At 56.9% G+C, this 15,315-nt stretch carries 9 protein-coding genes and 2 rRNA genes; 7 read left to right on the top strand and 4 right to left on the bottom strand.

Going from position 1 to position 15,315, the window contains the following annotated elements; translation table 11 throughout:
• From F3I20_RS19950 to aceK, 6 genes are all read left to right on the top strand, one after another.
• Positions 1-238: ribosomal RNA gene (locus F3I20_RS19950) — 23S ribosomal RNA — on the top strand; the annotation flags it as partial.
• A 92-nt stretch (positions 239-330) separates the two neighbouring features.
• Positions 331-446, top strand: a 5S ribosomal RNA gene (gene rrf, locus F3I20_RS19945).
• Positions 447-625: 179 nt separating this feature from the next.
• Entirely contained in the window at positions 626-1,555 is a 930-nt protein-coding gene (gene metA, locus F3I20_RS19940) for a homoserine O-acetyltransferase MetA (protein ID WP_150012085.1), read from the top strand.
• A 262-nt stretch (positions 1,556-1,817) separates the two neighbouring features.
• Positions 1,818-3,416, top strand: a complete 1,599-nt coding sequence (aceB, locus tag F3I20_RS19935; protein WP_150012083.1) for a malate synthase A — start codon at positions 1,818-1,820, stop codon at positions 3,414-3,416.
• A gap of 17 nt (positions 3,417-3,433) precedes the next feature.
• Positions 3,434-4,735 (top strand): isocitrate lyase, encoded by a 1,302-nt coding sequence (gene aceA, locus F3I20_RS19930; RefSeq protein ID WP_150012081.1) that lies wholly within the window; start codon positions 3,434-3,436, stop codon positions 4,733-4,735.
• A 62-nt stretch (positions 4,736-4,797) separates the two neighbouring features.
• Positions 4,798-6,546: a bifunctional isocitrate dehydrogenase kinase/phosphatase gene (gene aceK / locus F3I20_RS19925; protein ID WP_150012079.1), complete on the top strand. Its 1,749-nt coding sequence runs from the start codon at positions 4,798-4,800 to the stop codon at positions 6,544-6,546.
• Here the strand turns inward: aceK and iclR are convergent.
• Complete coding sequence (iclR, locus tag F3I20_RS19920) at positions 6,521-7,348, bottom strand: glyoxylate bypass operon transcriptional repressor IclR (RefSeq protein ID WP_150012077.1); 828 nt, start codon at positions 7,346-7,348, stop codon at positions 6,521-6,523. The two genes, aceK and iclR, sit on opposite strands and share 26 nt — an antisense overlap.
• Positions 7,349-7,590: 242 nt before the next feature.
• Between iclR and metH the strand changes: the two genes are divergently transcribed.
• Positions 7,591-11,226: a methionine synthase gene (gene metH, locus F3I20_RS19915; RefSeq protein ID WP_444505517.1), complete on the top strand. Its 3,636-nt coding sequence runs from the start codon at positions 7,591-7,593 to the stop codon at positions 11,224-11,226.
• Positions 11,227-11,740: 514 nt separating this feature from the next.
• On the opposite strand, the gene F3I20_RS19910 is transcribed toward metH, so the two are convergent.
• Genes F3I20_RS19910 through F3I20_RS19900 form a run of 3 tightly spaced genes read right to left on the bottom strand, consistent with a single transcriptional unit; the run spans position 11,741 to position 15,218 of the window.
• Complete coding sequence (locus F3I20_RS19910) at positions 11,741-13,831, bottom strand: YjbH domain-containing protein (RefSeq protein ID WP_150012075.1); 2,091 nt, start codon at positions 13,829-13,831, stop codon at positions 11,741-11,743.
• Complete coding sequence (locus tag F3I20_RS19905; RefSeq protein ID WP_150038336.1) at positions 13,831-14,574, bottom strand: capsule biosynthesis GfcC family protein; 744 nt, start codon at positions 14,572-14,574, stop codon at positions 13,831-13,833. The genes F3I20_RS19910 and F3I20_RS19905 overlap by 1 nt, the downstream gene beginning before the upstream one ends.
• Positions 14,571-15,218: a YjbF family lipoprotein gene (locus F3I20_RS19900; RefSeq protein WP_150012071.1), complete on the bottom strand. Its 648-nt coding sequence runs from the start codon at positions 15,216-15,218 to the stop codon at positions 14,571-14,573. Before F3I20_RS19900 ends, F3I20_RS19905 begins: the two co-directional genes overlap by 4 nt.
• Positions 15,219-15,315: the final 97 nt, after the last annotated feature.

Raw genomic sequence — 15,315 nt, 5'->3', positions numbered from 1 at the left:
CGGAGTGAACGCACCACTGGTGTTCGGGTTGTCATGCCAATGGCACTGCCCGGTAGCTAAGTGCGGAAAAGATAAGTGCTGAAAGCATCTAAGCACGAAACTTGCCCCGAGATGAGTTCTCCCTGACTCCCAGAGGGTCCTGAAGGGACGTTGAAGACGACGACGTTGATAGGCCGGGTGTGTAAGCGCAGCGATGCGTTGAGCTAACCGGTACTAATGACCCGTGAGGCTTAACCTTACAACGCCAGAGGCGTTTTTGAGAGACAGATTTTCAGCTTTGTACCGGATATTCTGCGCGGCCATCAGCGGCGGCGCGGAGAACAGAATTTGCCTGGCGGCTTTAGCGCGGTGGTCCCACCTGACCCCATGCCGAACTCAGAAGTGAAACGCCGTAGCGCCGATGGTAGTGTGGGGCCTCCCCATGCGAGAGTAGGGAACTGCCAGGCATCATATAAGTGAAGAAGCCCCGCACGAAAGTGCGGGGCTTTTTTACGTCTGTTGTTTGCCACTTTAAGCTGAAACATTTTCATTTTCTGCATGAAACCTCGACAATCTCTGCTGATCACTATAATGTTGGGCATCCAGATGTCTAAACGTTTATATGGTTGCAAGAGGTGAGCAGGTTATGCCAATCAGGGTTCCCGACGAATTACCGGCAGTGAATTTTTTGCGTGACGAAAATGTCTTTGTCATGACATCGTCGCGCGCCAGTGTTCAGGAGATCCGCCCACTTAAAGTTCTCATACTGAATCTGATGCCGAAAAAGATCGAAACGGAGAATCAGTTTCTGCGTCTGCTTTCCAACTCGCCCTTACAGATCGATATTCAGCTGCTTCGCATCGACAGCCGTGAGTCACGCAATACGCCCACTGAGCACCTCAACAACTTCTACTGCAATTTTGAAGATATCCAGCACGACAACTACGATGGCTTAATCGTCACAGGTGCACCACTGGGACTGGTCGATTTTAATGATGTCGCCTACTGGCCCCAGATTCAGCGCGTACTGCACTGGGCCAATGAGCACGTCACCTCCACCCTGTTTGTTTGCTGGGCAGTGCAGGCTGCGCTTAATATTCTGTATGGCATTCCCAAGCAAACCCGGCATAACAAACTTTCCGGCGTCTATGAGCATCAGATACTGCATCCTCATGCGTTACTGACCCGGGGTTTTGATGATAATTTCCTTGCGCCACACTCACGCTATGCTGATTTTCCTACTCAACTGATCACGGATTACACCGATCTTGAGCTGTTTGCTGAATCGGAACAAACCGGTGCCTATCTGATGGCGAGTAAAGACAAACGGCTGGTGTTTGTTACCGGGCATCCGGAGTATGACGCGCTGACATTGTCTGGTGAATATCATCGTGATTATGAAGCGGGAGTAGGCCCGGAAATACCTTATAACTACTTCCCGCAGGATAATCCGGTACTGCCACCGCGCGCCACCTGGCGCAGTCACGGCAATCTGCTGTTCTCAAACTGGCTCAACTACTACGTTTACCAGATCACGCCGTTCGATCTGCGCCATATGAATCCGACGCTGGAATAGTCCCACCCGACAATCAACTGAACCGTGTTAGCCGATGGCAACACGGTTTTTTTTCGTGCGTAAAACAGAGAAGAAAGTGGTTCCTTTAGTAAATAAAAATTTAAATTCAAATAAAACAACATGATATAATGATTTAATACTAAAAATGGAAATAGTTTTTGATTTAGAAAAATAAATGCTTATGCTCTGATCCTGTCGCTCACAAAACAAACACCGCGTGGATCCGCTGCATTCGATCCTTTGAATACAGGAGAAAGCCAGCATGACAGACTCAGTGATCAGCCATACCCTCTCTTTCAGCCAGCCCTTTAACCATGCCGAACAGCAGTTGTTAACCCCCGAGGCCGTCTCTTTTCTGGAGGCGCTGGTTGCACGCTTTGCACCACAACGCAACGTGCTGTTATCAGCTCGCCAGCAGCGTCAGCAGCAATATGACCAGGGCTATCTGCCAGACTTCGATATGGAAACCGCTTCCATAAGATCCAGCGAATGGCGTATTCAACCCATTCCGGCAGACTTAGAAGATCGTCGGGTCGAGATTACGGGGCCACCCGAGCGAAAAATGGTTATTAATGCCCTGAACGCAAACGTAAAAGTTTTTATGGCCGACTTTGAGGATTCGCTGTCGCCGGAGTGGTCAAAGCTGATTGACGGGCAGCTTACCCTGCGTGAGGCGGTGCATGGCACGCTGCGTTACACCAGCGACACGGGCAAAATTTATCAGCTCGGCGCTAACCCAGCGGTACTGATGTGCCGGGTCCGCGGCCTGCATCTGCCAGAAAAACATGTCAGCTGGCAGGGCGAGGCAATTCCGGGCGGGCTGTTTGATTTCGCGCTTTATTTCTTCCACAACGTCCGGCCTTTACTGGCTAAGGGCAGCGGACCTTACTTCTATTTGCCTAAGACCGAGAGCTGGCAAGAGATCGCCTGGTGGCGTGAGATCTTCAGCTTTAGCGAAGATCAGTTCGATCTGCCGCGCGGCACTATCAAAGCAACAGTGCTGATTGAAACCTTACCCGCCGTGTTTCAGATGGATGAGATCCTGTGGAATCTGCGCGATCACATCGTTGGACTCAACTGTGGCCGCTGGGATTACATCTTCAGCTACATCAAAACCCTGAAACAGCATCCGGATCGCGTCCTGCCGGATCGCCAGTCCGTCACCATGTCTCAGCCGTTTCTGGATGCTTACTCGCGCCTGCTGATTAAAACCTGTCATCGCCGGGGAGCATTCGCAATGGGCGGGATGTCAGCGCTGATCCCCGCTAAAGATCCGACGCGTAATGCCTGGGTGCTGCAGCGCGTGACGGAAGATAAACAGCGGGAGGCGGGCAACGGGCATGACGGCACCTGGATTGCCCATCCGGGCCTGGCAGATACCGCAATGGCGATCTTCAATGCCGTGCTGGGCGACCGACCCAATCAGCTGCATGTCATGCGTGAAGAGGATGCCGCAATCACGGCGGAGCAGTTACTCGCGCCCTGCATGGGCGAGCGCACTGAAGCCGGAATGCGGGCCAACATCCGCGTTGCGCTGCAATATCTTGAAGCGTGGATTAGCGGCAACGGCTGTGTGCCGATTGACGGACTGATGGAGGATGCCGCGACTGCTGAGATCGCGCGTACCTCAATCTGGCAATGGATTCGTCACCAGCAAATGCTGAACAGTGGCCAGCAGGTCACAGCCGAACTGTTTCTGCGCTGGCTGAGCGAAGAGCTGCATCTGCTGCAAAACGCGCTGGGCGAAGCCCGTTTTAGTGCCGGTCGCTATAACGACGCGGCACAGCTGATGGCGCAGATCACTACCGAACGCGAGCTGGTTTCCTTTCTTACCCTGCCAGGCTACCGCCTGATCCCCTGAACAGAGGAGCTATTGCCATGACACGTACTCAACAGATAGATCAACTGGAACAACTCTGGCAGACCGCACGCTGGCAGGGCATTACCCGCCCTTACAGCGCAGCAGAGGTTGTCAATCTGCGCGGTTCTGTTCTGCCCGCCTGTACGCTGGCAGAGCGCGGTGCAGAAAAATTATGGGCGCTGCTGAACGGGGAGGCGAAGAAAGGGTACATCAACAGTCTGGGTGCGCTCAGCGGCGGCCAGGCACTGCAGCAGGCTAAGGCGGGCATCGAAGCGATCTACCTTTCTGGCTGGCAGGTGGCTGCGGATGCCAACGTGGCAGGGCAGATGTATCCCGATCAGTCTCTCTACCCGGTGAACTCTGTGCCGGAAGTCGTGACCCGCATTAATCAGACCTTTCAGCGTGCCGATCAGATTCAGTGGTCCAGCGGTATCGAAAAGGGTGACAGCCGGTACACCGATTTCTTCCTGCCGATTGTTGCCGATGCGGAAGCCGGTTTTGGCGGCGTACTCAATGCGTATGAGCTTATGAAAGCGATGATTCAGGCGGGCGCGGCTGCGGTCCACTTCGAAGATCAGCTGGCGGCAGTAAAAAAATGCGGTCACATGGGCGGTAAAGTGCTGGTACCGACTCAGGAAGCGATTCAGAAACTGGTGGCGGCACGGCTGGCTGCCGATGTGATGGGTGTGCCAACCATACTGCTGGCCCGCACTGACGCCGATGCCGCGGACCTGATTACCTCAGATTGCGATGAATACGATCGTCCCTTTATCCGTGGCGACCGGACGGCAGAAGGCTTCTTCCGCACTCATGCCGGTATTGAACAGGCGATCAGCCGCGGGCTGGCTTATGCACCTTATGCTGACATCCTGTGGTGCGAAACCTCGACGCCGGATCTGGCGATGGCGCAGCGCTTTGCCGACGCCATTCATGCGCGCTTCCCGGACAAACTGCTGGCTTACAACTGCTCACCGTCGTTCAACTGGAAGAAAAACCTCGACGATCGCACCATCGCGACGTTCCAGCAGGCGCTCAGCGACATGGGCTATCGCTTCCAGTTCATCACGCTGGCGGGCATCCACAGCATGTGGTTCAACATGTTCGATCTGGCGCATGCCTATGCCCAGGGCGAAGGCATGCGTCACTACGTGGAAAAGGTGCAGCAGCCTGAGTTCGCCGCCCGCGATCGCGGTTACAGCTTCTCGTCACATCAGCAGGAAGTGGGCACCGGTTATTTCGATCAGGTGACCAACATCATTCAGGGCGGTAAGTCTTCTGTCACCGCGCTCACCGGCTCGACCGAAGAGCACCAGTTCTGACGCTTTTTCTCTGACGGATTCCCCGCCCGCACCACGCGGGCGGGCATTGACCGGAGCTGACTATGCCACCACGTGAATCCCTGATCGCCCACACTATTTTGCAGGGTTTTGATGCGCAGTATGGCCGCTTTCTGGATATTACCGCCGGGGCGCAGCAACGGTTTGAGCAGGCGGAATGGCAGGCAGTGCAGCATGCCATGAAGGCCCGCATTCATCTCTATGATCATCATGTCAGGCTGGTCGCCGATCAGCTGCGGGTGCTGAATGGCGCGGCCAGCTGGGATGAGATTTTCTGGCTGCGGGTCAAGGATCACTATCAAAGCCTGCTGCCTGGCTATCCACGGCATGAGATCGCTGAAAGCTTCTTTAACTCGGTTTACTGCCGGTTGCATGGACATACTGACCTGAAACCGGACCGGCTATTTATCTTCAGCTCCCAGTCCCAGACCGCACCGGTCACACCTTTGAGGCCGTTGTCACGCCATTATCAGCCGGAGCGGGGGTGGCGGGCATTAGTGGATCAGGTGCTGGGAGATTTACCGCTGACGCTGCCGTGGCAGCATCGCGCGCGCGATGTCGGCTGGATTGTCCGCCACCTGCAGTCGCATTTCCCCCGGCTGGATCAGGGCTGGCTTGAGGTTAACAGTGAACTTTTCTATCGCAACAAAACCGCCTGGCTGGTGGCGCGCCTGCATCTGCCGGAGGGCATTTTTCCCTGTCTGCTGCCGATCCAGCGCACTGAAACTGGCGAGCTGTGGATCGACACCTGCCTGACCGATGTGAATGACGCCAGCATTGTCTTTGGTTTTGCCCGTGCCTATTTCATGATTTATGCCCCGGTGCCTGCGGCGCTGGTGGCCTGGCTGCAACCAATTCTGCCCGGCAAAACCCTGGCGGAGCGCTATATAGCGATTGGCTGCCAGAAGCACGGTAAAACTGAAAGCTATCGTGAATATCTTCAGGCGCTGGCAGAGAGTGACACCGCTTTTGAGATCGCGCCTGGCGTGCGGGGCATGGTGATGCTGGTCTTCACGCTGCCGGGCTTTGACTGGGTGTTCAAGGTGATAAAGGATCGCTTCGCACCGCAAAAAGAGGTAACGGAAGCGCAGGTCCGCGCCTGTTATCAGCAGGTCAAAGAGCACGATCGCGTAGGGCGCATGGCAGATACGCAGGCGTTCGAGCAGTTTGCGCTGCCACTGTCGCGCATCTCACCGGCACTGCTGACGGAACTCCACGCCTGCGTGGCAGAAAAGCTGCATATCGAAGATGATCGCCTGATCATTCGTCATCTGTGGCTGGAGCGTCGCATGCAGCCGCTTAACCTCTACCTGGCGCAGGCCAGCGACGCTGAGCGACGACACGCTATTGAAGAGTATGGCCACGCGATTAAACAGCTCGCAGCCGCCAACATCTTTCCTGGTGACATGCTGTTTAAAAACTTCGGCATAACCCGTCATGGGCGCGTGATTTTCTACGACTATGATGAGATCCGCCCGATGCAGGAGCTGAACTTCCGGGAGGTGCCCGCGGCACGCTATGAGGAAGATGAACTCAGCGCTGAGCCGTGGTACAGCGTTGGGCCGGATGATGTCTTTCCGGAAACCTTCCGCTATGCGCTATGCAGTGAAGCCGTGACCGGGGCCTTGCTGCTGCAACTCCATCCGGAGATATTCGACGCCCGCTGGTGGCGGGCGCAGCAGCAGCGCCTCGCTCATGGCCATGTGGAAGAGGTGATCGCCTGGCGGCAGACGCAGCGTTTTAGTGTCTGCTACGCCGCAGAAACCGTTAACGACCGCTGTACGCCAGCGTAACCTGACGCGCTTCGCGGATGACCAGCGCACCTAATTCTGTAATGCGATCGTCTGTCATGCGGGCGATGGGGCCGGAAATCGAGAGCGCGGCAAACGCCTCGCCATGTTCATCATAAATGGGGGCGGCGACACAGCGCAGTCCGAGTGCATGCTCTTCATCATCCAGCGAAAAGCCCGCTTTGCGTACCTGCGCCAGATTCTCTTTCAGGCTCTGCGGTGACATCAGGGTTTTCGGCGTGTAGTAGTGCAATCCTTTCTGATGCAGCAGGGCGGTGACCTGTTCATCACCCAGATGCGCCAGAAACGCTTTGCCTGCACCTGACGCATGCATCGGTAGCTTGCCGCCTATCGGCGCGGACATCCGCATCAGCTGGGTACACTGCACCTGATCAATGATCACCGCCTGGTGGTCACTGAGATCCAGCACCGCCAGATTTACCGTCTCACCGGACTGCTCCATCAGGCGACGCAGCACCGGGTGGACCAGCGCCAGCAGATTGCGGCTTTGCAGGAAACTGCTGCCGACCACAAAGGCGTGTGCGCCGATTGTCCACAGCCCGAGATCGCCCACCTGACGGACAAAGCCCTGCTGCTGCATGGTGCTGAGCAGGCGATGCGTGGTGGAGTTAGGCAAACCCGCCTGCTGCGCCAGCTCGGTCAGCGCCACGCTGCCATGTGAGTCAGCAATCAGCTCCAGCAGCGTCAGGCCGCGCGTCAGCGACTGGACCTGACCACCCGCGGTTGCGGCGACAGGGGTGCCGCGGGGTTTCTTACCGCGCTTAACGGGAACAGGCGTTGCCATCGTTGTTTCTCCTTTTACATTGTGGAAATCATTTTCGTTTTAATTACGCGGTTTGCAAACGCTGGTTTTCTGGTCAGACCTGTGCAGCCATTATCTGAACCTGACTCAGAAGAGGTTACTTTGTCGCCAGACAGGCTTGTGCCAGAATGAAAAACAGGGTTTTCCGCCAGCAGACTGACGTGAATGGGGCAACAGTGAGCAATAAAATCGACGCGCTACATCAGCAGCTCGCACGACGCATTATGGTGTTGGATGGCGGCATGGGCACTATGATCCAGAGCTACCGGCTGAAGGAAGAGGATTATCGCAGCAGCCGTTTCGCGGACTGGCCCTGCGATCTCAAAGGCAACAACGATCTGCTGGTGCTGAGTAAACCGTCGGTGATCCGCGAGATCCACGATGCTTATCTGGCTGCCGGTGCGGATATCCTGGAAACCAACACCTTCAACGCGACGTCGATTGCGATGGCGGATTACCAGATGGAAAGTTTATCGGCGGAGATCAACTTCGAAGCGGCCCGGCTGGCGCGCGCCTGCGCCGATGCGTGGACGGCGAAAACGCCGGATCGTCCGCGCTACGTCGCAGGTGTGCTTGGCCCGACTAACCGCACCTGCTCGATCTCACCCGACGTCAACGATCCCGCCTACCGAAACGTTACCTTCAATCAGCTGGTGGAAGCCTACCGCGAATCGACCCGCGCGCTGGTGGAGGGCGGTGCTGACCTCATCATGATTGAAACGGTGTTCGATACGCTGAATGCCAAAGCGGCCATTTATGCGGTACAGACTGAGATGGAAGCGCTGGGTGTGAAACTGCCGCTGATGATCTCCGGCACCATCACCGACGCCTCAGGCCGGACGCTCTCCGGCCAGACCACCGAAGCCTTTTACAACTCGTTGCGTCATGCCGAACCGCTCTCTTTTGGCCTGAACTGCGCGCTGGGACCGGATGAGCTGCGTCAGTATGTGGCGGAGCTGTCGCGCATTGCCGAGGGCTACGTCACTGCCCATCCCAACGCCGGTCTGCCCAATGCCTTTGGCGAATACGATCTCGATGCAGAGCTGATGGCGGAGCAGATTGGTGAATGGGCCACCTCGGGCTTCCTCAATATTATTGGCGGCTGCTGTGGCACCACCCCGCAACATATTGCGGCCATGGTCGCAGCGGTTGACGGCGTCGCGCCGCGCAGGTTGCCGGTAATTCCGGTGGCCTGTCGTCTCTCCGGCCTGGAGCCGCTGAACATCACCACAGAGTCACTGTTTGTTAACGTCGGTGAGCGCACCAACGTCACCGGCTCAGCAAAATTTAAGCGGCTGATTAAAGAAGAGAAGTACAACGACGCGCTGGAAGTGGCGTTGCAGCAGGTGCAGAGTGGCGCGCAGATCATCGACATCAACATGGATGAAGGGATGCTCGACGCTGAAGCGGCGATGGTGCGCTTTCTGAATCTGATTGCGGGCGAACCCGATATTGCCCGCGTGCCGATCATGATCGACTCATCAAAATGGGCAGTGATTGAGAAAGGGCTGCAGTGCATTCAGGGCAAAGGGATTGTGAATTCGATTTCGATGAAAGAAGGTGAAGCGGCCTTTATCCACCATGCGCGCCAGGTCCGGCGTTACGGTGCGGCGATGGTGGTCATGGCGTTTGACGAAGTGGGCCAGGCAGATACCCGCGCCCGTAAAATCGAAATCTGTCGCCGCGCTTACCGAATTCTGACCGAACAGGTCGGCTTCCCGCCGGAAGATATCATTTTCGATCCCAACATCTTTGCGGTTGCCACCGGCATCGACGAGCATAACAACTACGCGATGGATTTCATCGGTGCCTGTGAAGACATCAAGCGTGAATTACCCCATGCGCTGATCTCCGGTGGCGTCTCTAACGTGTCGTTTTCATTCCGTGGCAACGACACGGTGCGTGAAGCGATACATGCGGTGTTCCTCTACTACGCCATCCGAAATGGCATGGATATGGGCATCGTCAACGCAGGCCAGCTGGCTATCTATGACGATCTGCCTGCAGAACTGCGCGAGGCGGTAGAGGATGTGATTCTTAACCGCCGGGAGGATAGCACCGAGCGGCTGCTGGCGCTGGCGGAAAAATACCGTGGCGGTAAAAGCGACGGTGCGCAGGACAAGCAGCTCGCCGAGTGGCGCAGCTGGGATGTGGTGAAGCGGCTGGAATATTCGCTGGTCAAAGGCATCACGGAGTTCATCGAGCAGGATACCGAAGAGGCGCGCCAGCAGGTGCCACGCCCGATAGAGGTGATTGAGGGGCCGCTGATGTCCGGCATGAACGTGGTTGGCAACCTGTTCGGCGAAGGCAAAATGTTCCTGCCGCAGGTGGTGAAATCGGCGCGCGTGATGAAGCAGGCGGTGGCGTATCTGGAGCCGTTTATCGAAGCCAGCAAAGAGGCGGGGCGCAGTAACGGTAAAATCGTGCTGGCTACCGTCAAAGGCGACGTGCATGACATCGGCAAAAACATTGTCGGCGTGGTGCTGCAGTGTAATAACTACGAAATTATCGACCTTGGCGTGATGGTGCCGGGCGAGAAAATCCTCAAAACAGCGCGTGAAGTGAAGGCAGACATCATCGGCCTGTCTGGCCTGATTACGCCGTCGCTGGATGAGATGGTCAATATGGCGAAAGAGATGGAGCGGCAGGGCTTTACCTTGCCGTTGCTGATTGGCGGCGCGACCACCTCGAAGGCGCATACTGCCGTCAAAATTGAACAGCACTACAGCGGCCCGACGGTCTACGTGCAGAACGCCTCTCGCACCGTTGGCGTGGTGTCGTCGCTGCTCTCCGCCACCCTGAAAGACGATTTCATCGCCCGAACGCGCAAAGAGTACGAAACCGTGCGCATCCAGCATGCACGTAAAAAGCCGCGCACGCCGCCGGTCTCGCTACAGGCGGCGCGCGATAACGCCACCTCAATTGACTGGGAGAGCTACACGCCGCCGGTGCCGCATCGCCCTGGTGTCCGTCAGGTGGAGGCCAGCATTGCGACGCTACGGCACTACATCGACTGGACGCCGTTCTTTATGACCTGGTCGCTGGCGGGTAAATATCCCCGCATTCTGGAGGATGAGGTGGTGGGTGAAGAGGCGCAGCGTCTGTTTGCCGATGCCAGTGCGATGCTCGACAGATTGAGTGAGGCGTCGCTGCTAAAGCCGCGTGGCGTGGTCGGTATTTTCCCGGCTAACCGGGTTGGTGATGATATCCATATTTACCGTGACGAGCGACGCGATGAAGTTTTGTGTGTGAGTCATCACTTACGTCAGCAGACCGAGAAAACCGACTTCGCCAACTACTGCCTGGCGGATTTCGTCGCCCCAAAAACCGCCGGAAAAGCGGATTACCTTGGCGCGTTCGCGGTGACAGGCGGACTGGAGGAGGATGCACTGGCGGAGGCGTTCGATCGTCAGCACGATGACTACAACAAGATCATGGTGAAAGCGCTGGCGGACCGTCTGGCAGAAGCCTTTGCTGAATACCTGCATGAGCGGGTGCGTAAGGTGATCTGGGGCTTTGCGCCCAACGAAAATCTGAGCAATGAAGAGCTGATTCGCGAAAATTATCAGGGGATACGTCCGGCACCTGGCTATCCGGCCTGCCCGGATCACACTGAGAAAGCGGTCATCTGGACGCTGCTGGGGGTGGAAGAACAGATCGGCATGACGCTCACCGAATCCTTTGCCATGTGGCCGGGCGCAGCCGTCGCTGGCTGGTACTTCAGCCATCCTGACAGCCGCTATTTCGCCGTGGCGCAGATCCAGCGTAACCAGGTGGAGGATTATGCGGTACGTAAAGGCATGTCGGTCACAGAGGTGGAGCGCTGGCTGGCACCGAATCTCGGCTACGATGCGGACTAAATAAAAAAAGCGGCAGAAGGCTGCTTGAAGGGAGGGGAATTAACTCGGGACCTGTCAGCTGTGATATCGAGCCAGCGCAGGAAACACGGTCAGATCGGAAAGACGCAAAAGCCGTCATCCATGACACGCTCGGCCCGCGCGATTACGCACCTCATCCCTGAGGTGCGCCCGTTGCCGGGCCAACGCTCTGCGTTGTTCAAAAACGCTCCCGGCGTTTTTGTCCATGGCGCGGGACGCTTTCCTCTTCTGTCCATGTCTCCTGTGCATCAGGCTTCTTCATCGCTGAGAATCACCCCGTCCGGGCTTGTCAGCCAGCTCATCCATACAGGTGACTTCCTGAAGCGCGTGCCGAAGTCAAAGCGATGGGAGCATACGTCTGGAGTAAAGCATCGCGGGCCACGGATGGCCCGCGTTGAGCCGCCATGGATGGCATCTTTGCGTCTTTACGTAGGGCGTATGCTCCCTGAGCCTGCTTTCTGTTAACCGCATGAAACGGCCCTGAGGCCGCCTCTGCTTAGTTGAAGCGAGCGTCGCGATCCGACGTCAGATCATACAGCTGGTACTTACGTCCCAGCATCTGACCGCCATCACGCGTCAGCGGCACCCAGTTCACCTGCGCGCGACCGCGTGTTGGCGTCACGGTGAACAGATCCATCGGCACGGAGATATAGAAGCCTTTGGTGAAGTCGCCTTCGCCATACTCTTCAGACGAGACGTTGGTTTTGGTGGCATAAACACCGACCATCACGCCGCTGTCGAAGCGCTTCGACACATCGACCGTCACGCCTTTATCTTTTGCCAGATACTGTCCTACGCTGGTTTTAACCAGCACATCCTGCATGAACCACGGACGCCAGTAACCGGTGAGGTTGCCGGTGGTCGCTTTATAGCGGTTAAACTGCATCATATTGTCCCAGTCACGCTGACGGACGTAGTTGGCATCGACACCCACGGCCCAGTTCGCATCGACCGGACGATAAAGCAGCTCGCCGCCCACGCCGCCGTACATCGTCTCCAGATAGCCGCCGTAGACCTGACCATAGAAGCCGTTACCGAGGTGGCCCATATAATTCGCCTGCAGATCGTTGACATAAACGTTGTTCTCAACGTAATCGCGGATATGAGTACGCACGCGCGGCAGCGAAGAGTCCGCCGGTGCGCCGTTGTAGTTGAACTTGTCGTAGTTATTGGCGAGGTTACCAAACAGACTGCCGCCCACCAGCAGGTGATCCGTCAGCCAGTAATCCGCATTGGCCATGACGCCAACCTGATACATGTAGAAGCTTTCCGGGCCACCCACCGACTGATTCAGCACCGGTGACAGGCTGTAGTTCAGGCGATCTTTACGGATAAACATACCCTGCTCAGTGTTACCCGGATCGACCGGTTCTTTGCGGATCTGTTGCAGCGGCTGCTCGTGGCCCAGCGGGTAGCCTTCCAGCTCTTTACGCAGACTGGCAACTTTCGTTTCAGTGGTCACCTGCGGCATGTTAAAGCGCGACTCGGTCACATTGATCGTGTCGATGCCGTCCGGCAGGTGGTTCATGATGATGCGATTAGCGCGATCCACCCCTTCACGGGTATCACGATACTTCGTCTGCTCGCCTGACACATACAACGTGTGGCCCTGAGTCTGAATCCGCGGACCATCAAGGCCCGCGTTGTATTTCAGATCGGTCAGCTGAGTGCCGACTACCGTCGGTTCCAGCAACTGCGGCTGCGGCTGTGGATTGTAGGCCGGCTTCTCGCTGTCGATATGCACCTGACGCAAATCATTAAAGTTGGTACGGATGGTGACACCAAACATAAAGGTATTACCGCGTTCGTAGCTGGCGTTGATGTCAGCCCAGTCGGTCACACGGTAAATCGCGCCGACGTTGAGCTTGCTGCGCTGATCAAGGCGGCCAGCAAAGTCATTCTGGTAGTCGTTGCCCTCATACTCCATCTTGAGTCGCAGCGGCTGCCAGGGCGTCTGATACTCCACGCCGCCGAAAAATGCTGTCGGACCGTGGAACATCTGCGAGCCATTGATGGAACCCGCTTCGCCCACCTGTGGACGCTGGCAATAGCTGTCGCTGTAGGAGCAGAACGGGTTCTTCACGGTGCCGCTATTGCCGAGATAGCCCCAGCCGAGGCCCAGGGTGAAGTCGAACGGTCCCCAGGCTTTAGTTCCCACCACATATTCACTGTCGAACAGGCCGGTACCACCGAGATCGCGCGTTCCCACCGCCACTTCCGGCAGCCAGAAGCCTTCCTGCCACAGACGCAGTTTCAGGTCGAAGGCTTTATCCTTATAGCTCTGCGTGCCGCTGAATTCTGACACTGCACTGTACTGCCGGGTGCGCACGTCGGTATAACGCACGGTCGTCTCCAGCCAGGGAAAGAGCTGCAGTGACGCTGAGTAATAGCGGTACTGATCGTTGTCACGCGCATTGAGGCTGAACTCGCCTTCTCTGGACATGCGCGCCGTCGGCACCTGCATCAGGCCCACACCACCGAAGTCAGATTGTGACGGGCCCACCGGCGCGGGGAAGGTGTCGGCCTGCGCCTGACAGGCTGCCGCCACGGAAACAGCCAACAGGCTGAAGAGATAACGTTTTTTCATCAGTCTGGTATCCGGTGAGTCAGTACGGAAAGGATGCGATCGTTCAGGTCTTCATAGCTGCCTGGCAGGCTCCATGAGGAAAAGCCGAGCCAGATAACGCTGCCTGGCTCCACTTCCGCGTGGCGGTGATTCCAGTATGCAACCGGCACCTGCTGTGTGGCGCCTGAGGGCGCAATGATCGTGACAAAATTGCGTTCTGCGCCGGAGAGTGACGGATGACCCTCCAGATAGTCGCGTACTGATTTACCCGGCTGCCAGCTCACTTTGCCTGCGCCGCTTAATGCGCCGAGCAGCAGTACTGAATCGGATGGTGCCTGCAGCCAGAGGTCATAGCTGCCTTCCAGCCGACGGTTGTCCGCCGGATGGAGACGAATCCAGTCCGGGTCAAGCGGGGTGAACTGACGACCTGTCACGTTGATGGCGCTCAGCTGGCGGATGACCTCATCAATGGCCGCTGCCCGATCGCCGCTGCTGTCAGCACGCCAGGCACGTAACGCGGCAAGCGTCTGTTGATATTGCTGCTGTGCGACGGCGCTGGCACCGCGCTCAGCAATAACGGTACGTCGCCAGTCCGTGTTGGTCTGTAGCGGAGGCAGTGTCACCAGTTGTGAGAGATCCGCGATCTGGCTCAGCTCAGCCTGACCACCGTTGTGCGGTGCATGGACGATAACCTGCGCAGTCGCCTGCGCTTCTGCGGCGCTGAACAGGCTCAGCCCGGCCAGCAAAATAGTGATTTTTTTCATGATTTCGCCGGCTTCAGAATAGTAATATCAACAGGGAAGGCATCGGCCGCCAGCATCTGATGGGCCTGCACCACATCACCGCTGCTGTTGTCGATCCAGAAGGTGTTTTCCCACTCGCGGTTACTGCTGTCGATGCTTACCTGCTCATGCCAGACACGGCATGGGATGCGGTTGCCCGCCACGGTCAGCACTTCGTCGGTGCCACGCTGGAAGGTGGAGCGTAGGGTCGCACCGCGAACCTTGCCCTGCTCGGTCCACTGCACAATGCGGGTCCAGCCTGCGCCACTGCTGATATGCAGGCTGTCAGCAAGCGGATCCTGTTGCAGATTGCTGACGCTCAGCAGGTTATCCGGTAAGCCCAGGGTTTTAACCAGGCGGCCGTGCTGTGTCACCAGCATCGCCTGATCCTGCGTCACCCATTTCTGCTGCCCCTTCTCGTTGTAGCCCAGCACCACAAAAATGCGCGGACCGTCATTCAGACGAGCATAGAGACTGGCATAGGGAAGATTGTTGACCTGTTGATCGGTGACGGTCACGTCATCCGGACCGTTAACGGCGAGCAGCAGGGTCTGTTCAAGACCTTTTTGCGTTTGTGTACAGGCCTGCAGCAGCAGGCAAGCGAGCAGCAGAGGAAGTCGGCGCACTGTGTGTCCCTGATAAGTCATGCCAAAGTAAAAAATAACCACACAGGCGTGTGGTTATGTTTAAAGGTGCTCTGCCCGTCACGGCTGGCTGCAGAGA

Origin of the sequence: Candidatus Pantoea gossypiicola (assembly GCF_008632075.1) — a bacterium.
Classification (GTDB): Bacteria; Pseudomonadota; Gammaproteobacteria; order Enterobacterales; family Enterobacteriaceae; genus Pantoea; species Pantoea gossypiicola.
Note: the sequence above shows the minus strand (reverse complement) of the source record. Positions and strands in the feature narration are given on the sequence as shown.